General features: G+C 54.2%; 19 protein-coding genes and 2 pseudogenes. 7 read left to right on the forward strand and 14 right to left on the reverse strand.

Annotated elements, in window-relative coordinates; translation table 11 throughout:
* Positions 1–120 precede the first annotated feature (120 nt).
* Positions 121–1,035 (reverse strand): substrate-binding domain-containing protein, encoded by a 915-nt coding sequence (locus GOX66_RS23535; protein WP_170766056.1) that lies wholly within the window; start codon positions 1,033–1,035, stop codon positions 121–123.
* 568 nt (positions 1,036–1,603) lie between these two features.
* Here GOX66_RS23535 and GOX66_RS23540 point away from each other — a divergent pair.
* From GOX66_RS23540 to GOX66_RS23550, 3 genes are all read left to right on the forward strand, one after another.
* Positions 1,604–2,395, forward strand: coding sequence for a pyridoxal kinase (locus tag GOX66_RS23540; RefSeq protein ID WP_170766058.1), 792 nt, complete (start codon positions 1,604–1,606; stop codon positions 2,393–2,395).
* Positions 2,396–2,398: 3 nt separating this feature from the next.
* Positions 2,399–3,466, forward strand: a complete 1,068-nt coding sequence (locus GOX66_RS23545) for a methylglyoxal synthase (RefSeq protein WP_170766060.1) — start codon at positions 2,399–2,401, stop codon at positions 3,464–3,466.
* A gap of 222 nt (positions 3,467–3,688) precedes the next feature.
* Complete coding sequence (locus GOX66_RS23550) at positions 3,689–3,859, forward strand: hypothetical protein (protein ID WP_170766062.1); 171 nt, start codon at positions 3,689–3,691, stop codon at positions 3,857–3,859.
* Positions 3,860–4,092: 233 nt separating this feature from the next.
* Here the strand turns inward: GOX66_RS23550 and GOX66_RS23555 are convergent, their stop codons facing one another.
* The 4 genes and pseudogenes from GOX66_RS23555 to GOX66_RS26400 form a co-directional block, all read right to left on the reverse strand.
* Positions 4,093–4,446 carry a VOC family protein gene (locus GOX66_RS23555; protein WP_170766064.1) on the reverse strand — a complete coding sequence of 118 codons (354 nt, stop codon included), beginning with the start codon at positions 4,444–4,446 and terminating at the stop codon, positions 4,093–4,095.
* 274 nt (positions 4,447–4,720) lie between these two features.
* On the reverse strand, positions 4,721–5,476 hold the full coding sequence (locus GOX66_RS23560; protein WP_170766066.1) for a globin domain-containing protein: 756 nt from the start codon (positions 5,474–5,476) through the stop codon (positions 4,721–4,723).
* Positions 5,477–5,531: 55 nt separating this feature from the next.
* Positions 5,532–6,497, reverse strand: a complete 966-nt coding sequence (locus tag GOX66_RS26395) for an NAD(P)/FAD-dependent oxidoreductase (RefSeq protein ID WP_419555582.1) — start codon at positions 6,495–6,497, stop codon at positions 5,532–5,534.
* Positions 6,474–6,623: pseudogene (locus GOX66_RS26400) on the reverse strand (FAD-dependent oxidoreductase); the annotation flags it as partial. The gene GOX66_RS26395 and the pseudogene GOX66_RS26400, both read right to left, overlap by 24 nt.
* Before the next feature lie 71 nt (positions 6,624–6,694).
* On the opposite strand from GOX66_RS26400, the gene GOX66_RS23570 reads away from it, so the two are divergent.
* Entirely contained in the window at positions 6,695–7,030 is a 336-nt protein-coding gene (locus GOX66_RS23570; RefSeq protein WP_170766070.1) for a winged helix-turn-helix transcriptional regulator, read from the forward strand.
* 247 nt (positions 7,031–7,277) lie between these two features.
* Here the strand turns inward: GOX66_RS23570 and GOX66_RS23575 are convergent, their stop codons facing one another.
* A complete protein-coding gene (locus GOX66_RS23575) occupies positions 7,278–7,889 on the reverse strand; it encodes an adenylate/guanylate cyclase domain-containing protein (RefSeq protein ID WP_170766072.1) in 612 nt (203 codons plus the stop codon).
* 325 nt (positions 7,890–8,214) lie between these two features.
* On the opposite strand from GOX66_RS23575, the gene GOX66_RS23580 reads away from it, so the two are divergent.
* Entirely contained in the window at positions 8,215–9,930 is a 1,716-nt protein-coding gene (locus tag GOX66_RS23580) for a caspase family protein (RefSeq protein WP_170766073.1), read from the forward strand.
* 162 nt (positions 9,931–10,092) lie between these two features.
* On the opposite strand, the pseudogene GOX66_RS23585 reads toward GOX66_RS23580, so the two are convergent.
* Together GOX66_RS23585 and GOX66_RS23590 are read right to left on the reverse strand one after the other, a co-directional pair.
* Positions 10,093–10,724: pseudogene (locus tag GOX66_RS23585) on the reverse strand (tyrosine-type recombinase/integrase).
* A gap of 284 nt (positions 10,725–11,008) precedes the next feature.
* Positions 11,009–11,533 carry a GNAT family N-acetyltransferase gene (locus GOX66_RS23590; RefSeq protein ID WP_170766075.1) on the reverse strand — a complete coding sequence of 175 codons (525 nt, stop codon included), beginning with the start codon at positions 11,531–11,533 and terminating at the stop codon, positions 11,009–11,011.
* Positions 11,534–11,991: 458 nt separating this feature from the next.
* Here GOX66_RS23590 and GOX66_RS23595 point away from each other — a divergent pair, with 458 nt between their 5' ends.
* Positions 11,992–13,263, forward strand: a complete 1,272-nt coding sequence (locus tag GOX66_RS23595) for an adenylate/guanylate cyclase domain-containing protein (RefSeq protein ID WP_170766077.1) — start codon at positions 11,992–11,994, stop codon at positions 13,261–13,263.
* A gap of 177 nt (positions 13,264–13,440) precedes the next feature.
* Here the strand turns inward: GOX66_RS23595 and GOX66_RS23600 are convergent, their stop codons facing one another.
* From GOX66_RS23600 to GOX66_RS23625, 6 genes are all read right to left on the reverse strand, one after another.
* Positions 13,441–14,586 (reverse strand): ABC transporter permease, encoded by a 1,146-nt coding sequence (locus GOX66_RS23600; protein ID WP_170766079.1) that lies wholly within the window; start codon positions 14,584–14,586, stop codon positions 13,441–13,443.
* The gene (locus tag GOX66_RS23605) at positions 14,583–15,509 is read right to left on the reverse strand and encodes an ABC transporter ATP-binding protein (RefSeq protein ID WP_170766082.1); all 927 of its coding nucleotides are present in this window, start codon (positions 15,507–15,509) and stop codon (positions 14,583–14,585) included. The genes GOX66_RS23600 and GOX66_RS23605 overlap by 4 nt, the downstream gene beginning before the upstream one ends.
* The gene (locus GOX66_RS23610) at positions 15,506–16,459 is read right to left on the reverse strand and encodes an HlyD family secretion protein (protein ID WP_237212750.1); all 954 of its coding nucleotides are present in this window, start codon (positions 16,457–16,459) and stop codon (positions 15,506–15,508) included. The genes GOX66_RS23605 and GOX66_RS23610 overlap by 4 nt, the downstream gene beginning before the upstream one ends.
* Positions 16,460–16,566: 107 nt before the next feature.
* A complete protein-coding gene (locus GOX66_RS23615) occupies positions 16,567–17,457 on the reverse strand; it encodes a haloalkane dehalogenase (RefSeq protein WP_170766084.1) in 891 nt (296 codons plus the stop codon).
* Positions 17,454–17,879 carry a GFA family protein gene (locus GOX66_RS23620; protein WP_170766086.1) on the reverse strand — a complete coding sequence of 142 codons (426 nt, stop codon included), beginning with the start codon at positions 17,877–17,879 and terminating at the stop codon, positions 17,454–17,456. The genes GOX66_RS23615 and GOX66_RS23620 overlap by 4 nt, the downstream gene beginning before the upstream one ends.
* Positions 17,880–17,892: 13 nt before the next feature.
* Positions 17,893–18,270, reverse strand: a complete 378-nt coding sequence (locus GOX66_RS23625) for a hypothetical protein (protein WP_170766088.1) — start codon at positions 18,268–18,270, stop codon at positions 17,893–17,895.
* 118 nt (positions 18,271–18,388) lie between these two features.
* Here GOX66_RS23625 and GOX66_RS23630 point away from each other — a divergent pair, with 118 nt between their 5' ends.
* Positions 18,389–18,982 carry a TetR family transcriptional regulator C-terminal domain-containing protein gene (locus GOX66_RS23630; RefSeq protein ID WP_170766090.1) on the forward strand — a complete coding sequence of 198 codons (594 nt, stop codon included), beginning with the start codon at positions 18,389–18,391 and terminating at the stop codon, positions 18,980–18,982.
* Positions 18,983–19,151 lie beyond the last annotated feature (169 nt).

A 19,151-nucleotide genomic window follows, 5' to 3' on the forward strand; every position in this document is an offset into this window, starting at 1 on the left:
ACTGCACTTTGGCACATTCGATGCCGGTGGAGCAGGAGCCACCCACCTCATCCGGTATGGGCCGCTTCACATATCTTTTAAAGGGACAGGGTCTGGTCGCGTATATATGATGATTGCCAATCAACCTTTGAAGGTTTCGGCTGTGACAAGCTTTGCCGGTACGTATACGGTTTGTTGTCGTGGGGTTTCACCCGCCAGCAACCGAGCTACCACATCTGCGGTTTTCTTCCCCATCACCTTAAAATTCTGCTCTACAGTTGCCTCGAAGTTACTTCCTTTGGCGATCGCTTGACGAGCTTTCGGGTTCGCATCAATGCCAGTGATCACGATACCCTCGTTGCTGCGGCCAGCCGCCTCGATTGCCTCTAGTGCGCCTAAGGCTGGCTGATCCCACGCTGCCCAAACGGCAGAAACACTGCCCGGCTCTGGATTCGCGGCAAGTACAGTCGCCATTTTTGCACGGCTATCTGTAATAGCCCCATCATTGATATCCGGCGTGATCCGTTCGATAACGTCAATATCCGGATAATTGTCAAAGACGGCGTCGGCGATTACGCCCCGAACCTGTACGGGTGGAAACTGATCGTAGGTAAACATGACCACGTTGCCTGTACCTTCAATTCTGTTGGCGATATATGCAGCGGTCTCCGCGGCCATTGAATAACCATTGGATGTGATATTGGCTGCTATGAGCGGATGGCTCCCTGCATCCATGCCGACAACGGGTATTTTCGCCTCTGACGCTTTGCGCAGTCCTGGGCCGATCTGCGACGGATCGACATTTATGACAATCGCATCAACATCCTGCTCAACTGCGTTTTCCATCTCGTGGATGACACCCGCGACATCTCCGTCAGTGTGCACCACGTCAACATCCCACCCAAACGCATCGGCACGTGTGTTGAAACTATCAACATAGGACTGTGTTCCCGGCTGAGAGAGGTAGGGTGTAATCAGGGCAATGTTCTGCCCAAAAGCTGGTGAAAAGACGCAGAGCGCCATTGATGCGCCAACCAAACTGCTACGAAAAGCCATAGAATTACCCCGCAATGCAATGGACAACCAGAAAACTCAAAAGATGTTACCTGTCTGAGGGTGCTAAAGGTTTCATGGCGGTCAGACGCTAAGTTTAGAATCTGGGCGCGAAGGCGCGAACAAAATTACTCTTTGAAATACCTACTGGCTTCAAAACGTCTACTGATTGAAAGGCCATGATAGTCACTCTCTGCAAGTCATCAAAACTGAATTTAAGATAGACCCCGGAACATTGATTATGGTTTCGGACACATTAAATGGCTTTAATCATATACTAGTTAAACAGTGATCTAATTCCGCGGTTTGGAGTCGTTGATTACACATGTTGCTGAACGTTCGCTTTCCAGTAGCAGCCATGTCGCAACCATTGTCTTGCCAACGATTGCTTTGAGAAAGCCGCACCATAGAAACTGACGGGGGTTTTCCAAGTCTGGTTTGGGCCGCAGCTCTGTTGCTTTTGTTTTTTTGCCGCAGACGCACGCGGCATCGTATTTGACGTCCTTTCCAAGTTAAGGCTGACTGGTATCAACCCCATCGGCGACAGCGAGGAAAGAACGTGGCGCGCATCATGATCCTTTCTAGCTTCGTGACCATCGGTCACGTTGGCCTGTCGGCAGGACAGCCTGTGTGTCAAAGGTTGGGCATGGACGTGACCGCTGTGCCTACGGTTATTCTGTCAAATCACCCCGGCTGGCCGCACGTGGCGCGTGCCCCGGTCGCGGCGGAGCAAATAGTGGCCATGGTCGAAGCGCTGAGTTCGAATGGTTGGCTCGCCGATCACCAAGCGGTGCTGGTGGGGTATATGCCCACCATCGAGCATGTTGATGCTGCAGCCGCTTTGGTAAAACGGATTCGCGCGGTTGCGGATAAACCCTGTATCGTGGTCGATCCCATTCTGGGAGATTGGCCACAGGGTCTTTACGTATCGGAAGACGTTGCGCATGCGGTTCGGGACAGGCTTGTGCCGCTGGCAGACACGGTGACACCCAATCTCTTTGAGCTCGAATGGCTGTCGCAGCGGAAATGCAGGACCGTCGATGATGCGAAAAGGGCCGTTCAGGCCTTGGGCGTTCAAACGGTTCATGTCACTTCGCCCCCACTGGGTTCGGAAAAAACGGGAGTCCTGTCATTGTCCGACGGAGACATTCACGCGTACTGCACGCCCCGATATCCGGATGTGCCGCATGGCGTTGGCGATGTCTTCGTTGCCCTGATTGCGGCGGATGTGCCGGTTGGGCAGGCACTGGGCCATGTGCACGCCCTTGCACGATCTTCCCAGGGTCAGGAACACTTGAATATCGTTGGCGCGTCTGCAGATTGGGTATCTGCACCGGCAATTGCGGCATCAAGGAAGGACTAGGTAATGGCGTTCAACTTCATTCTGATGCTGACCGAGAACGATCGCACCATTCCGGACGCCCACATGCGTCTGGAACAAGCGCTGGAAGGGGGCGCACGTCATATCGGGTTCAAGGATGTGGGTCTGCCGCTGGAAGATTTGCGCGGGTTGGCGCAGACCATTCGAGCAGCAGGCGGAAGGTCCTATCTTGAAGTCGTCAGCCTTGACGAAGAAAGTGAACTGGCGTCGGCCAGCGCCGCCGTAGGACTGGATGTCGATTGCCTTCTCGGAGGAACAAGAGCATCGGCGGTCACGGAAGTGACGCGCGATCACCCTCTGCGCTACTACCCGTTTCCCGGGCGGATCACGGGTCATCCCAGCGTGCTTGAAGGCCCCGTCAGTGACATCATTGCATCTGCCCGCGCGTTGGCCGATCTCGAGCATGTGCACGGGCTGGATTTGCTGGCCTATCGGTTTTCCGGTGATGTCCCGGCCCTGATGCGGCAAGTGGCACAGGCCGTTGCCAAGCCAGTGATTGTGGCCGGTAGTATTGATAGCGAGACCCGGATCGGTGCGGTCGCGGAATCAGGTGCGCAGGGTTTTACGGTCGGCACGGCAGCTTTCGCGGGCGCTTTTCAGACCGACGCAAGCTTTGTCGATCAGGTCCGTTCGATCCTCGCCATAACCACAAGTGCCCAGGCGTTTTCGACGGCTCCGCGCAGGTTTGCACTGGTGGCACATGATGACCGGAAGTCACACCTTCGCGCTTGGGTGCTACGCCATAGAACGGCTTTGGCAGGGCACCGACTGATTTGCACCGGCGATACCGGCGCGCTTGTTGCCAGCACCTGCCCGGAGTTGAACGTCCGACGATTGCAGCGCGGATCCAGAGGGGGAGACCAGCAACTTGGGGCGCTCGTCGCGACCGGAGAGCTGGACGCGGTGATTTTCTTTGCTGACCCAATGGCGCCTCATGGCTATGATGTCGACCTGCAAGCTTTGACCCGGCTTACCATAATGCATGACCTCCCTATGGCACTGAGCGCCGCGGCGGCAGACCTTCTTGTGACAGCTTTTCTTGCTCACAGGTGAACTTCCAGAAGTCGGTTTGTTCAACGCTTGGGGCGGCTTGCGAAAGTACCCCGGATTTAATTTGACGTAATCCCGGGTACCAAAATACTCAGATCAAACTCTTGTTTGTTATGTTCCGGTGGTTCTCCCTACCAGATTCGCATTAAGTAATTTTAATTTCGGTACAGTACTTGCTGACAAGAGCCGCTCCTACATGAAGCTCACCTAATTGGAGTGAGTACTATGAAACAAGCTGCTGCTTTGGGTATCGTTGCCCTGAACCTAGCTTTTCTAAGCGGCCCGGCTTTTGCGGACTGCTACTTCGGAACCGACGCGATGACTGGCATGGATACAATCATCTGTGAGACAGAAGGTGGTTTTTCCAGCTGGGGAAGCATGATCGCCGAAGCCTGATGTAGGTTCCGGTAGCGGCATTGGCCGAACCTGACCAAAGTACGAGCTCCTTCAATAGAGCCACTTTGGCAACAAGCTACTGTTCCATTTAGGTGGTTCAACACGCTCTGGGCAAAGCAGGTCAGTGGGTTCAAGCGAAACTCTTTAACATTCCGCAAAATAAATGGAAGGACTGATCCCTTTTGAGACATTCGCGCGCTTGCTAGCATTTGGAAGCAGCAGGAGTGAACTGTTTATGCATCAGCACCGAAACAGAGGACGTTGCCGTCAGGATCCGTAACCTCGAATTCACGCATCTCGTAGACAGTCTTCCATATGTCTTTCGACAAAGTGCCGCCAGAATTGCGGATTTCCTGAGATAAGCTGTCGATATCATCCACATGGAAGTAAGCACGCCAATGATCGTACTGGGTATCAGCCCCGTTGTGGCCATTGACGAAAATGACAGCCCCATCGCGCTTGAAGATTCCAAATTTGGCAGGTTCACCGCCCTCTTCAACACAGGTGAACCCAAGTACTACGGTGTAGAATGCATGGGCCCTCGGATAGTTCCCGGTCCGTACGACCGGTGTTGCTGAACGGATCATGGCATCTCTCCTTTTTTCAGAGCATGCGCGTGGGCGATAAGTCGATAAAACCCTGAATGGATATTCTAACGAAATCGTTGATTCGGTTTCAGTGTTGGGTTGGTTGGACTCCGTGGCAACTTCAGTAAATGTGATCCGAAGCACCGACAGCAAATTTGTCCGCTACTGCCGCCAGTATCCACAGTTGAAATGCTGCACAGCGTAAAAAGATCGGCAATGCGGGCGCAACCGCAGCATCAGTTGGCAAAGCACAACTACCGGTTAGGGACCGATATCACATCATCAGCGCCTTGCCGACAAGCGCCTGCTTGTCCGGGTATTGCGAGACGTCGACCCCACGCTCTGCCAGCGCATCGCTCAGTTCTTGCTCGCTCAAACCCTCGATCGCTTCAGTCGTCATCTTCATGAAGTTGATCCGGCGCTTCAGCGGGCCGTTCGCTTCACCAAAGATGTGCCGATCTTCGAATGCGAACTCATCGGCGTACTTGGTCATGAAAAAGGCGAGGAACGTGTTAATGCTCGTCCGCACGCGCGGATCGTCCGTCATCAGATCCGCAGAAGCATCCAACGTCAGGCGCATCAGGGTGACCCATCGCTCAGCACCCTTGTCGTTCATCAAAACCATTGCGTTGTGCGTGTGATGAAAACTCAACCTGAACTCGGCACCGTGGTAATAGGGGCCGCCCCCCATGACGTCGATCCACATCGAGGCTTGGGTCGCAACATGATGGTTCAGCCCACCGACCCTTTCGAAGACAGATGAGAACCAAGGCTCATCTGCAAAGACCTGTTCATAGAAACGAGCGACGATGCCGACAATGGCGTCTTGTCCGATGACCGAGAAGAGCTGCCAAAACTGGATCGGCTTTGAGGTGTCACCTGCGGCGGTCAGCGAAACGACTTCAGCCATGCGGTGCGCATCGGACGGCAGCAGTCCTTTTTCGATCGCCGATTTGATATAGGCCTGCTGAATGCGCTCACTCATAAAGCCGTGGCGCGTCGGAAATTTTGGAAGATCAACACGTGTCATCGGATGATGTCCTCAATCGCTCTCATCGCAGCTGGATTGGTTCCGGCCAATTGGCCTAGCGCCCGAACGCCTTGCGGTATTTCGAAATGAAAAGGTCCTTTCCCTTCATCTGGCGGGTGACCCAATCACCAACCGTCGCAAACATCCAACTGTTCCCGTTTTTGGGACCTAAGGGGAGAAGGATCGGGGCCTTCTTCCAAGGCGTATAAGGCTTTTGTTCTTCGATTGCTTGTCCGCTCAACGCCCTTTTCAAGGTTTTGATCAGCCACGGGTTCTGCCGGGAGATGGCGACAATGGTCATACCATCGCCGACGTCTGCGATGTCACCTGCGATGAAAACGTTCGGATGCTGGGAGGGGCGCAGCCACTTGTCTGTCTTGATCCGGCCAGTGGGTGTCATGGTCACTCTGGGCAGCGTTCTCGCCAGAACTGCATTTGGTCTGGATCCGATCACGGGGAAAACGAGATCGGCATTAATAACCCGGCCATCGGTCAATTGGATTGATCCGGCATGGGGCATGTCCAGGTTCTGCAGGTTCTCCGCCCGTTGACCCAGCACGACGCTCACGCCAGCCCGTTCCAATTTGCGTTTCAGCTGCGCGCCTAGCTTGTCAGGATACATTGGAAACAGCGACATGTCAGATGACACCAACGTGATGATCTTGTCAGGCCGCGCCGCGGCAATTTCACCAGCTAGCTCGGTGCCAACAGCGCCCGCCCCGACGATCAACACCGATTTGGCGGTGGCCAGTTTTGCACTGACGTCCGCGTTGACCTTGCGAAAGTCCGCAATGCTGTCGCCAGCAGGTTTGAACGGCGCCGAATAAGATGATCCCGTAGCCAGTACGATGTAGTCGGCTGGATAGACGCTGCCGTCCTCCAGCGTGACCTCGGACTGGGTCACCGCCGTTGCACGGCCACGGATGACCCGGCCATGCGTCAGCAAACGGTCATACGGCAGGATGATCTGATCCAGCAGATCTGGCTGCAACAGCGCGCGAATGGCCGCTGGTGGCTGCACGAACGCTTCGCGCTGTTCGATCAGCGTGACATCGGCGTGTTCATCCAATGCCCTGGCGACCTCAAAGCCGACATATCCTCCGCCAACAATCACGACTTTCTTCTGGGCCATCCTGTTCCTCATTGCATTCCGTTTCTCTGAGCCGTAGTTAGAAACGCAAGATCAAAACGACAAGTACGGTCATCTAGGATACTGTAATGGCGCCACTCGAACCGGATGAAAACTGCCTGATTGAGCCGTTGATCGAGGCAATCTCAGGCAAGTGGAAACTGCTCATCATCTATTGGCTGGCGCAGGAAACATCTCGATTCAATCAGCTCCAGCGCAACCTTGGCAGCATCACGCACCGCACACTGACCCGCCAACTTACCGAGCTGCAGGACGCGGGCTTTGTGTCACGCAAAGACTTCAAGACCATCCCGCCGCATGTGGAATACAGCCTGACCGCATTGGGGCAAAGCCTTATCCCGGTGCTACAGACGATGCATGAATGGGCGGCAGAGAATGCGGACAAGCTGGCCCATCAGAACTGACGGCATTTTGCGTCACTGTATGCGTGCGCACTTAATGGTAGGGCGTTCTGCTCGCCAGATCGACGTCGCACCGATTGGATAGGAGTACTTGCACGATCGTCCGCTTTCGTGGTGCTGCATCGCGGCGTCAGTGGCCTTAGCCGAAGGCGGCAATGGGCCGTCCTTGCTGTTCGGTGGCCAGCCCGCTCGGCGAAGTGCTGTCACCGGTGCAACTATTAAGCCTATCCATTCACATCGCACTCAAATCTCAGGTATCGTAGTCGCAGATTGATGCAAGCGCTGACCTCAGTATTTCCGCGCTCTCGGCGCGCTCTTCAGACGTCATGGAGCTTGGGTCGAAAACCAACTGAAAGTTCGGCTTCTCGTACGTTACTTCTTCGGGGCGTGATTTCACCCCCTTCTGACCTACGACACGATACGTAATGACGGCTTGAGTTACGCCCTTGACCCGGATGGGCCCAACCTCTTCGGTCTCTATTTCTTCGTTGACGTGTGCCCAAGTCTCGTATGAGATAAAAATCTCTCCTTCGTCGGCCTGGTGCTCGAGCCTTGAGGCGATGTTCACAGCCCCACCAATAATGGTGTAGTCCATACGGTCTTCACTTCCAAAGTTTCCCACCGTACAGAAGCCTGTGTTGATACCAATCCGGCATTGCAACCGTTGCCGTATTCCTTGATGCCTCCACTCGGCTTGCAGCTCGGCCAGCCTGTCTCGCATTGCAATTGCCATTCGGACGCACGCCAAGGCATCTTCCCGCACCCCATTGGTCTCTGGATCGCCAAAGAAGACGAGGATCGCGTCACCGATGAACTTATCTATTGTCGCTCCGTATCGTAGCGTGTTGTCAGAAACGCCCATGACCGCGATAATTGGTTGTGTAGAAGATTTCGTTCTGAATTCACTGCTTGCGCGTCAATGACGAGATTATTGCAAGCTGCGTTGGCGTTCGTGAAAGTCAGCTAAAGGCACCGCAGCGCAGCAACGCTTGGGGCGACGAATGTCTCTTTTGGGCCGTTCGTACTATACGTAATTTTGGCTTAAAGGATAGGGCTGTCATTTTGTTTGCTATGACGGAAATTTTGTACGCAGTCGCTATTTGGACACTTAACAAGATTTCTGTTATCATACCTAACTCTGTTACGGCGATCGTTTTCGATATTTTTGCTGTGTCGGGTAAAATATCATGGCTATTAAGCTGGATATTCAATCTTCTGAACTGGACGATGAAGCGCTGTCGAAATTTGTAGCGCTGCTTGATCGTGACTTGAACAATGCGGCCGGTATCAGATCTGCGCGCGCGAAGCGCAAGCCCGCGCCAGGAGAGCGCGCATTTGAATTACTGCTTGACCCGCAGCTCTGGATCGAAGTTGCGCAATCAGCTGCGGTGTCGTCGTTAATCCAAGTTTTGAAAGCTTACATTGTTCGAGAAAAATCCGTCACCTTCGCATTGCGTACGGACGACGGCGCAGAGGTCGCATTTGATGCAAAAAACTTCAGCGAGGAACGGGTATTTAACGTTCTATCCAGACTTGCCCCGGATTTCGCACAAACTTCATCTCCACCTGCTGCCGAAACTGATCAATCAGACGTGAAAGTCGAACTATTCGAGCCCCGCCAGAAACGAACTGGATCCAGTCAAACAACGCGAAAGACTGCGATTGTCGTCGGAATGGACAATTTCGAAGACCCTGAACTGGACAATCTGAGCTATGCACGTAACGACGCTACAGCGCTTCACAATCTGCTGCAGGGTGAGACTGGCGAACAATTTGATCATGTCGAACTGATAACCCAAGGCAACCATTCCGATGCGCTGACAACGATAGAGCGGATCAGCACCGAGACACAGCGCAGCGATCTTCTACTGATTTATTACGCAGGTCACGGTTTAGTGCGAAACCAGAAGTTACACTTGGCATTTTCCAACACGCGCTCAAATCTCGTCCATTCAACGGCTTTGAAATACGGCAATCTGCTCGATGTTGTTGAGCAAGCAGCGGCGCGCTTCCGATTGGTAATACTCGATTGCTGCTACGCCGGAGCAGCTGGAGAGGATGCCTCTCGTTCGGCGCTGAGCGAGCAACTCAAAATGGAGCTTGGAGCGAACAGCCGCACGTTGGTGATGACTTCTGCCACCAGCACGCAGATCGCTCGGGAAGCAAAAAGCTATCGCCATGGCGTGTTCACCAAGCACCTCTTGGATGGATTAAAGGGTGCGGCTGACGGAAATGGTGATGGTTCCGTCGATACTCGCGAGCTTTTTGATTACCTCGAAGAGATGATGCAGGTTGAACGCCTTCAGCGCCCGCAAAAATTCAACTTTTCAGGCAGCGGTGCCGTCACCCTACGAAAAACCGGTTTGCAACCACATCGAGACCTCGCTCGGCGTCTGCGAAAACAGGTCAACGACTTGCAACATGAAGGACTTCTATCGGAAAGCCAGGCGGACCAACTGACCGGATTGCTGAAACTGAATCTCGACCAAATGGGCCCGGTGCAGCGTCGTCGTTTTCGACTTTTAGAAGCTCATTTGAAAGGTGATTTCAAACCAGGCTTGTTTTTTGATGAATGGGAACGGTTGAGTGCAAGCAAACCTACTACGTCGCGCAAACAGCCACCGCCTAAAACTTCAAATACAGAGAAAATCGACGAGAAATGGGCAAATCTCAAATCGGGTGTAAACGAAGCAATCTACTCGGCCAAACAACGCGCGCGTGAGACAAAGAACACCTTCCAAAACAAAATATCCGATTCAGAAACTCAAACCTCCGCGACACTGAAAAAGAGGCCATGGAAGTCACTAACTGCGTGGGACAAGTTCATGCGTGCCTGCAGTTATATTGGTCTGTTGTTTGTAGTTTTATTTGTGTTTTTGTTCATCGTAGCGTCGGGCATGTGAAGATACCGACTCGTATAGGTCGGAAAGTTCTGCGACCCAGTTACCTGACAAATCGAAATGCGCACACTGATTGAATGTCCGGTTCAGGAAAGCTGCAGCGCAGTGTTCTTGCCAGCGCTCAAGTTCCGGTATGGGCCGCAGTCGAATGCGGCCCGCATGCTTTTAGATTTCAATAGCTTCAGCTATGGCTAAAGCGCCCTCAAGCTCAACACCGAGATACCGAACCGTGCTGTCCATCTTAGTATGACCGAGTAAGAGTTGCACGGCGCGCAGATTGCCCGTCTTCTTGTAAATCTGCGTGACTTTGGTTCGGTGCATTGAATGTGTGCCGTAAGCACTCGCCTCCAACCCAATGGAAGTCACCCAATCACGAACGATCCGCGCATAATGACGGGTGGAGATATGCAGGCGCTCATGAAACCGTCCCGGCCAAAGGTACTCTGAGCCGACCATCAGTTCATCCTCCATCCACTTTTCGACAGAAACACGCGTGCCTTCGGAAATCTCGAAACGTACAGGTTTCTGAGTTTTGCTTTGCAGGACGGAGGCGTTTTATTGATCTGACCTGACGCTAAGACGTCGACGACTTTCATCTTCACTAGGTCACAGCCGCGGAGCCTACTGTCGATGGCCATATTGAACAGCGCGAGGTCGCGATGATTCTCGGCCAATTCAAGCCGAACCCGGATCGCACAAACATGTTTGGGCTTCAACGGACGTTTCTGGCCGGCGATGCGTCCCTTGTTCCAGGCTGGGCGAAGGGCGCGAATAGCAGGTAAGTTTGGTGTTTCCATGGTTGACACTCCGATCCGCCATGCCCTCCCAGACTGACAACCCGACGTTGACCGGCCCTATGTACCACAGATGCTGCATTGCATCTGATGGCAGGAGTGAGCCCGATCCCGCCATTGCTATTCTCTGCTGCGAGCGCACGCAGCGAAAAAATCGCTGCGGTGGCATGGTTTCGAGTGCTGTGACGCGGCGAGAAAAACTGCCATTCGTTTCAGGCGCAGCGAGATATCGTCAGGCGAGGAACGAGTCGCGGACGAAGCAGAACTTCGTCGGCCCAGCCTGAAGGTCAGCTATGCTCGGACTTCGCAGCAACGTTGGTGCGCTGGACTGGATCATGGAGACGCTTCTCCATCAGGAAATTCGTTAATGTAATGCCAGCCCTTTCGATTAGCTGCTCCTGAACAAGCTCCCAACCCTGCTGCTCAAAAAGTCCTCGGACGAGATAGCTCGCTTGCGAATGAAGGCGCGCCATGTTGGCGGCACGTGCCAACGCCTCAATCCGAGAATAAAGATTTCCACCGATACCCTGTCGTTGGTGCTCAGGTGCGACGAAAGCAAGATCTATGTAGCCGTCTCTGTCGAGCGTCATGAAGCCAACGGGCAGACCCGCTTTGCGCGCGACTACTGTTTTCTGAGCAGCCAGCCGCGATGCCCAGTTTGGCCCTGACGGCGTCTTCGACACCCAAGCCTGTCGCTGCTCTACGTTATAGAATTCAGTAGCTCCTTTGCGGACGGCATCGAAGAATATAACACCAAGCTGATCTGCTTCTGATGCTTCGAAGTCACCAATTTCTATTGATGAGTCCTGCATTTCTGTGATCCTCGATAGCATTTCAATGAGTGCGGTCGAATCCAACAATCGCGAAAGCCGACCTTCGTACGTAACGCAGCACTGTGCAAGCTGGGCTCTCTGCTGCCGAATGCCGACGCAGCAGGCACCTTTGCATAGGCGGCTCGGAACCAGTCATCGGCGGAAGAGGCCAAACCTCTGATTTTCCAGCGTCTCGCTCGACGCTCAGTCGTTCGCACCACAACAACCGACATTGGTGCCGCGAGCAGCGAGACATCACTCAGAGCCCGTAGCCGACACTGGAGTAGAGGGATGACACTGGCTGTTTAGCGCACCAAGCTAGGAGAGAAGATCAGTGCTGTGATACAAAAGGACTGAACGCTCGGTACAAGGCTCTCTGCGTTCATTGTGTCCAATCGGTCCAAGGTTTCAGAGCCTAGCTGCTTCAGTACGCTTTTTAGACAAGAAAGTGTCTCGGTATGATTGAGTTCAGCAGGTCCCCACTTTTAGATAGCGTTGCCGCTTGGCTGATGGGGTGCGGTCTTCGCGATACTAAGGCCGAGGATGTGGTGCAAGAATTTGGCAATCGTTTGGTTTCCGCCGGTGTCCCTGTAGCTCGGATCAACGTCGGAGGCATGGTCCTGCACCCAATTTTCGGCGCCTTGAATGTGCTTTGGACGGTCCGTGACGACCGAGCCAAGGCCGAACTGACGCCCAGAGACCAGCTTGCGACACCTAGATTCCGCAATACACCTTTCTTTGATTTGGCGCACAACGGAGGTTCTTTTAAGCGTTACAAATTGGAGGATGGGCCGGTGGAGGCCAGTTTTCCGATCCTGGAAGACCTTCGTTCAGATGGTGCGACGGATTATCTGGTTCAATTTGAAAGCTACCATCGCGACGACACCAGCCGCTGGTCGGATTTTCCGCCGGGAATGGAAGGTGTCATGATGTCGATCACTACCCGGCGTATCGGCGGGTTTAGCGACTCTGAAATCAACTATATCCGAGCACTCATGCCTGCCCTCGCGCTGGTGATAAAAAACGCGCAATCGCGAATACTTGCGCAAGGTCTCATGGACGCCTACCTGGGAAGCTACTCTGGAAACCGTGTCCTGGATGGCGTTATCGAGCGCGGTGATGGAGGAGCAATCGACTGCATTTTGTTCTATTGCGACCTTAGAAACTCCAGTCGAATGGCTGAAGACATGCCAATGAATCGATATCTGGCGTTAATTAACGATTATTTTGATTGCACGGCAGGGGCAGTAGAGGATCACGGCGGTGAAATCCTCAAATTTATCGGCGACGCGGTTATGGCAATCTTCCCGGTGGACGAAAAGTCGAGGCCGGCAGTCGACATGTGCCGAGCCGCATTGTCTTCAGTGCTGGAATGCTTGGCTCGCGCGAGGGAAAAGAACATCACCTGGCAAAAGCACGGTGGCAGAATTGAGTTTGGAATTGCCTTGCACCGGGGTTCCGTAATGTATGGAAACGTCGGCACGGAGCGTCGGCTGGATTTCACCACGATTGGCCCGGCGGTAAACCAAGTCAATCGGCTTGAGGGTTTGTGTAAGTCTCTAAAAACACCTTTGGTAATGTCCGCGGAATTCGCAGCGGATGTTGCAACGCGGCTTGAGCCCTTGGGGCGACACCAGTTGGCAGGTATGTCACAATCAACACAGGTATTTACACTCCCAGAGTTCGCATCACCTGTCGATAAAAGTAGTTCAATCAATCGGTCCAAATGAACGACTTATTTGATCTGAAGTTAGTTTTCTCGGTTTTCTGCAAAAAAAATGAAAGACTGCTCTGTCCGCAACCTGTGAGTTTGTGCAGCGCCAAAATTTTCACTTGCAGCGAATGACCGGAATGCGGGCGCGGTCGCAGCTTCTCGATCAACCGGTGAAAGGCAGCTATGGGCCGCTTCAACCCAACCTTTTCTTGAACCTCAGAGTTGCCGCCAACAACCCAAATACCGCAAAGCCAATCATCCAAAGGATTTCCCATCGCAACTCATAGAGCGAAGCATCACGCAGGACCACACCGCGGATCATGTCCATAAAATGGGTCGCCGGCAGGATCTGAGCGATGATCTGAACCGGTTGCGGCATGCCGTCAAAGGGAAACATGAACCCGGACATCAGGATCGAAGGCAGCAGGATGAAAATGGTCATTTGCATCGATTGAAGCTGGTTCTGCGCCAGGGTGGAGATTACCAGTCCGAGGGACAGGCTAGCGATGATGAACAGCAATGTTACCACCAGCAGCGCGCCCAATCCGCCGTTGATCGGCACATCAAACAGAATGTGCCCGAGGCCTAGGATGATAGCGACCTGGATGAGCCCGAGAAAAATGTAGGGAATGATCTTTCCGATCATTAATTCAATCGACATGATCGGGGTGTTGATCAGCATCTCCATATTGCCCCGTTCGCGTTCCCGAACGATAGCGGCTGAGGTAAATAAGATCATCGTCATGGTCAGGATGACCCCGACAAGACCCGGCACGATATTCACGGCGGACCGCTGTTCGGGGTTGAAGTAAAGTGTTACCTCGAACGTCGGAACCTGCCGGTTCGGTGGCTGTTTCAGCAGTTCGGTCAATGGCATCGTGCGGAGGGACTTGATGGCGCTGGCGACCATCGTGTCCGAGCCATCTACGATCCAATGTGCAACAGGGCGACTGCTGGTCTGGTCGGTTGCATCGGGCAAACCCAGCCCGACGGAAGGACTGCGAGCGAGGCGCTGGCTTACGTCCGGCGGGATGATCAGCGCGGCGCGTACTCGGGATTCTGTAATCGCGCGCTCGGCCTCCAGCGGGGTTGTAAGATTTTCGGTTATAGTCACGACCTGCGTGGCCTGAATCACCTGAGCCAGAGTGCGGGACAGTTCCGTTCCGGACTGATCCACAAGCGCGACCGGCACGTGGCGCAGGTTGGTGTTGATCGCATAACCAAACAGCAAAAGCTGGATCAGAGGGATCATGATGACCATGGCGAAGGTCATCTTGTCCCGTCGCAACTGGAGTAGTTCCTTCTTCAAGACAGCCGCGATACGGCGCGGCGAAATCATGGCTCACCTCCCCGGGTTGCACTGACAAACACGTCTTCCAGGTTTGGCCGTTGTGGTGCCAACGACAGATTTGAAAAGGTGCTCAGTTTGGCACGCAGCATATCCACAGGCTGAGGTTCGGATTTATCCACCAAAACGCGCAGGCGCGAACCGACCTGTGCAGTCGAGAGGATTTTAGGTTTCCCATCCAGTTCGTGTTTGACCTTGCGCAGGTCTGGACCTTCGACCTCAACAACGTCAGCTTGCAGATCGTCCATCAACTGACGCGGAGACCCGTCTGCCTTCTTCACACCATGCTGCAAGATAGCCAGCCGATGACAGCGCTCTGCCTCATCCATGAAATGTGTGGACACGATCATCGTCGCGCCCTGATCAACCAGATCGAACAACTGTTCCCAGAACGTCCGGCGTGTTTCAGGGTCAACGGCCGATGTCGGTTCATCCAGAAACAGAAGCTTCGGTTGATGCATGACGGTCGCTGCAAGGGCCAGCTTTTGCCTCTGACCACCGCTCATACTACCGCTCAGCTGGTGCACGTTCGTGGTCAAGTCATAGGTGTGCAAAAGTTCGTCGATCCGGCCCTTGGCAGCTTTCACAGGAATGCCATAGATCTCTGCCGCGAACCTTAGGTTTTCCAGAACGGTCAGATCTCGGTAGTAAGAAAAGATCTGGGTCATGTACCCTATTTCGTTCTTCAGCGGCTCAGCCGCTTCAGGCATCGACTGCCCCAGAACCGATATCGACCCGCTGCTTGGGGTCAGCAACCCCGTAAGCATACGCATAGTCGTGGTCTTGCCGCAGCCATTGGGGCCGAGAAACCCGTAAATCTGGCCTGTTCGGATTTCCAGGTCCAAATTGTTGACGGCTATGTTCTCTCCAAAGCTCCGAGTTAGCCCCCGCGTCGCGACGACGACGTCACTCATGGCATGGGAACCTGAACAGGAACGCCCGCAGGCAAATCCGGCGAAGCGGTGGGCAGGTCTATCTCGGCCAAGTACACAAGTCGTGTACGGTCGTCTTGGTTCAATCCGTAGTAAGGCGTGAACGAGGCATCGTCGCTAATCCAACGTATAACGCCGTCCAACGACGCATCGAGGCCATCAACGCGTACTTCGAGCTTGTCGCCGGGCTTCAAGTTGACGCGATGTGGCTCGGGCACATAGACGCGTGCATAGGGTGTCTGGCCGGTGACCATAACTGCAACGGGGCTTCCGGTAGTCACGCGCTCTCCAAGATTCCACGGTAGTGAGTCCAAAACACCATCACGGGTGGCTACAACAGTCAGATCGTCCAGAACGGTCTGCTCGGCTTCCACAGCCGCTTCCGCCGCTTTCACATTGGCCTCTGCGACCGCCAAGTCCTCAGGTCTGGTGCCGTTCTGCAATTCCCTCAGGGATTCTCTTGCGCTGGCCAATTCAGCCCGCGCAGAATCCCGCAAGGCCAAATCATTTGCGACCTGCGCCTCTGTTACAACAAAGTTTTCGACAAGTTTGACGTTTCTTTCGTAAATGGTTTCAGCATCAGCAAGTCTGGCTACAGCGCCCGCAACTTTCGCCTCGGCAATTGCAATCTCTTCCTCTCGCGGCCCCACTTTCAACTTCAAGAGAGTTGCTTCAGCTTTTTCAAGCTCAGCCTTCGCCAGACTCAGCTTTGCGGTCTGTAATGTGGGATCAAGTTGAACCAGCGTATCGCCCGCTTTGACGACCGTCCCTTCAGCAAGCGGTAGATTGACCACGATTTCGCTGGCCGTCGCGGTCAAAGCCACCCGGTCACGCGCCAATACGCCTAAGGCCACACTGGTATCGTTTCCAGAGCACCGATCCAAAAAAGCAGGCAGAACCGCCATAAGTATCAAGGGAATAGGGATTGTCATATTCAGCAAGGCTATTCTCCGGTTTCTGGTTGGGCTGGTTATTAACCATACAATCGAGAAATCCGATTTGTATACATCGACCCGCCGCAACGCACGGCTGCGCAGGGCTACACAGGCAGGCGTGCCAGCCAATCTTCCAGCCTTTGCCCGATCAAATGGGGATTATCTTCCTGCAGGAAATGAATACCTTTTCCGATGTCCACCACTTCGAGATTCTGGATAGTCTGGCTGCACCATTCGACCTCTTTTGGCCCAATGGTTCCTCCGGGTGTGGCGTGGAACATAAGCATCGGGATTTGGGTCTCTCCCAGCCAGCGACTATAGGCACTTACTATGTCATGCACATCCGATGGCGTTCCGTCGATTGGGATTTCGCACGGCCACACCCGAACCGGTTTGCGGCTTTGCGCCGTTGGAAAGGGTGCACGATACTGCGCCATCTCTTGGGCAGTCAGATCACGCACAATGGCACTTGGCAGGATTTTCTCGACGAACATGTTCAGCCCCGAAATCATCACCCATCCCAGACCAGGTGTTCGCATCATGCGAAACCCGGCACGGAAGTCGGGCGGGAATCCGGACCAGGTCATCGGACGGATGACGCCCTCCATGAAGACGATGCCGCGTATATTCTCGGAGTGCCGGCGGGCATAGTGAAACCCCAACGCCGACCCCCAGTCATGGATGACCAGCGTGACATCCTTCAGCCCCAACGATTCGATGACCCCGTCTACGAAGGGAACATGGTCGACAAAGCGGTAGGAAACATCCGGCTTATCCGATTTGCCCATGCCGATCAGATCCATCGCAATGGCGCGGCCCTGCCGGGCGGCATAGGGGATGATGTTGCGCCACAGATAGGACGAGGTCGGATTGCCGTGCAGAAACAGAACCGGCGCGCCTTCGCCTTCGTCGACATAGTGAATGCGCTGCCCGTTCACCTCGACATATTTCGAGTCAAACGGGAAATCGGGTGAAATCACCTGATCGGAATTCATTGAGCGGTCCTTTCTTCAGTTCGGGTTGCTTCGATCAAACCGAGCGCCGTATCATACCACGCGGGTCTGGACGCCCAGCCGACAATCGCGGCAACGGGGCTCGATGGCGGGCTGGACAGGCTACCGGCGGGAACGACCAGAAACTTGCCGTTCTGCGTCTCGAAGGGCAGCGTCGTACCGCAGGCACAGCAAAACACCCGGCGTACCTGGGAATTGGGCACATCAAAGGACGTCAACATTTCCTTACCCTGCAGCCATTCGATCTGGTCGGGCGTTGTGAAGGCATTTGCAACATGGGCTGACCCCGATGCCTTCTGACAAAAGCTGCAATAGCACAGTTTGAAAGCGGCCATGTTGTCCTGAACGCGATAGCGCACCGCGCCGCAGATGCATTGGCCGCTAAGGTCATTTGGCTGGCCCATCGGAGTGCTCACATCAACCGCGATAGGCAAAGTACGCACGGACCGAGGAAGTAAAGGTCAGGCCCATGCTGATGATCGCGATGATAAAGCCGATGACCGCCGTCGCTGGGATCGAGACCAGAAAATCAACAGCAATCGCTGCGCGGATACCGATAGTGCTGCGTTTGAGGATGGATATGACGATGCACGCAAACGTCGCCATGTATCCCAACATCGTATAAAGCATCAGGTTGGCGGCTTGCGGGCCGACCAACTCTCCGACCTGCAGCCCGTAGAACTGGAACGCGGTGAAGAAGCCAAATGCCAGCAGGATTTTCAGTGCGTTCAGGATGAAGATCACGCGCAGCGTGACGGGCTTTGACGCTCCGGGTGTCGGGTCGATGGCGGTCATGTCAGGTCTCCGATTCAGTTGGGGTCACACGGTATTTGCTGCCGCGCGCCCGCAATGCTATCCATTTGGATAGAAAATAATTACTATCCATATGGATAGAAAAAGCAAGGAGAAATCTGTGGCACGCAAACGCAAGACGGATCACGACAGTACGGTAGCAGGGGCTCTCGACCTGTTTTGGCGGCGAGGATATCACGGTGCCAGCACGCGGGAACTGGAGCAGCAGACGGGGCTGACACGGTTCACGCTCCAGACCACCTATGGTGGTAAAGAAAAGTTTTTCCTAAAGATTCTGGATACTTATCTGGACAATGCCGAGGCCCAGCACTTTCCCGACCCGGACACCTATTCGCTGGATGATCTGGCAAATTGGATCAGAGGCATCGCCTCGCCAGAAAGGATGCCGAAGATTGAGGACGCCGGTTGCCTCGCCTTCAACTCGATCAGTTCGTTTGACCGCTCTGATCCCGAGGTCAACGTGCGAATCGAGCGATACCTGACCTCACTGGAGGGGCGGTTCGCGGCGATACTGAGCCGGGCAAAGGGTGACGTGGCCATCCGTTCCGAGGTTGATCCGGATGAGGCCGCGCGGGTGCTGATCGGTCTTTTGCTGGGCCTTCATACGATCATGAAAGCCCGAACCTCGGACCAGTTTCCACAGAGCTACGCCGAGGCGGCGGTCGGGCTGATTGAAGGATGGAAAAACCAGTAAGTTTTCGAACATACAGGCGCGACAAACCTCTTGCAGCGTAAGAACTGTGCGCCTGCAGCGAATGTCTGGATTGTGGGCTGCCACTGCAGCATTTCGGTTGGCTGTTGGGTGACTTCTGTGGGTGGCTCCTGCATTGCAAGAGTTTATTGGCGATTTTTGCGGTCGTTTT

It is taken from the genome of Ruegeria lacuscaerulensis (assembly GCF_013031245.1).
GTDB lineage: Bacteria > Pseudomonadota > Alphaproteobacteria > Rhodobacterales > Rhodobacteraceae > Ruegeria > Ruegeria lacuscaerulensis_C.

Coding starts and splice junctions, on each gene's coding strand:
- GOX66_RS23535 (WP_170766056.1), bottom strand. CDS start 1,035: ATGGCTTTTCGTAGCAGTTTGGTTGGCGCATCAATGGCGCTCTGCGTC.
- GOX66_RS23540 (WP_170766058.1), top strand. CDS start 1,604: ATGATCCTTTCTAGCTTCGTGACCATCGGTCACGTTGGCCTGTCGGCA.
- GOX66_RS23545 (WP_170766060.1), top strand. CDS start 2,399: ATGGCGTTCAACTTCATTCTGATGCTGACCGAGAACGATCGCACCATT.
- GOX66_RS23550 (WP_170766062.1), top strand. CDS start 3,689: ATGAAACAAGCTGCTGCTTTGGGTATCGTTGCCCTGAACCTAGCTTTT.
- GOX66_RS23555 (WP_170766064.1), bottom strand. CDS start 4,446: ATGATCCGTTCAGCAACACCGGTCGTACGGACCGGGAACTATCCGAGG.
- GOX66_RS23560 (WP_170766066.1), bottom strand. CDS start 5,476: ATGACACGTGTTGATCTTCCAAAATTTCCGACGCGCCACGGCTTTATG.
- GOX66_RS23570 (WP_170766070.1), top strand. CDS start 6,695: ATGGCGCCACTCGAACCGGATGAAAACTGCCTGATTGAGCCGTTGATC.
- GOX66_RS23575 (WP_170766072.1), bottom strand. CDS start 7,889: ATGGGCGTTTCTGACAACACGCTACGATACGGAGCGACAATAGATAAG.
- GOX66_RS23580 (WP_170766073.1), top strand. CDS start 8,215: ATGGCTATTAAGCTGGATATTCAATCTTCTGAACTGGACGATGAAGCG.
- GOX66_RS23590 (WP_170766075.1), bottom strand. CDS start 11,533: ATGCAGGACTCATCAATAGAAATTGGTGACTTCGAAGCATCAGAAGCA.
- GOX66_RS23595 (WP_170766077.1), top strand. CDS start 11,992: ATGATTGAGTTCAGCAGGTCCCCACTTTTAGATAGCGTTGCCGCTTGG.
- GOX66_RS23600 (WP_170766079.1), bottom strand. CDS start 14,586: ATGATTTCGCCGCGCCGTATCGCGGCTGTCTTGAAGAAGGAACTACTC.
- GOX66_RS23605 (WP_170766082.1), bottom strand. CDS start 15,509: ATGAGTGACGTCGTCGTCGCGACGCGGGGGCTAACTCGGAGCTTTGGA.
- GOX66_RS23610 (WP_237212750.1), bottom strand. CDS start 16,459: ATGACAATCCCTATTCCCTTGATACTTATGGCGGTTCTGCCTGCTTTT.
- GOX66_RS23615 (WP_170766084.1), bottom strand. CDS start 17,457: ATGAATTCCGATCAGGTGATTTCACCCGATTTCCCGTTTGACTCGAAA.
- GOX66_RS23620 (WP_170766086.1), bottom strand. CDS start 17,879: ATGGGCCAGCCAAATGACCTTAGCGGCCAATGCATCTGCGGCGCGGTG.
- GOX66_RS23625 (WP_170766088.1), bottom strand. CDS start 18,270: ATGACCGCCATCGACCCGACACCCGGAGCGTCAAAGCCCGTCACGCTG.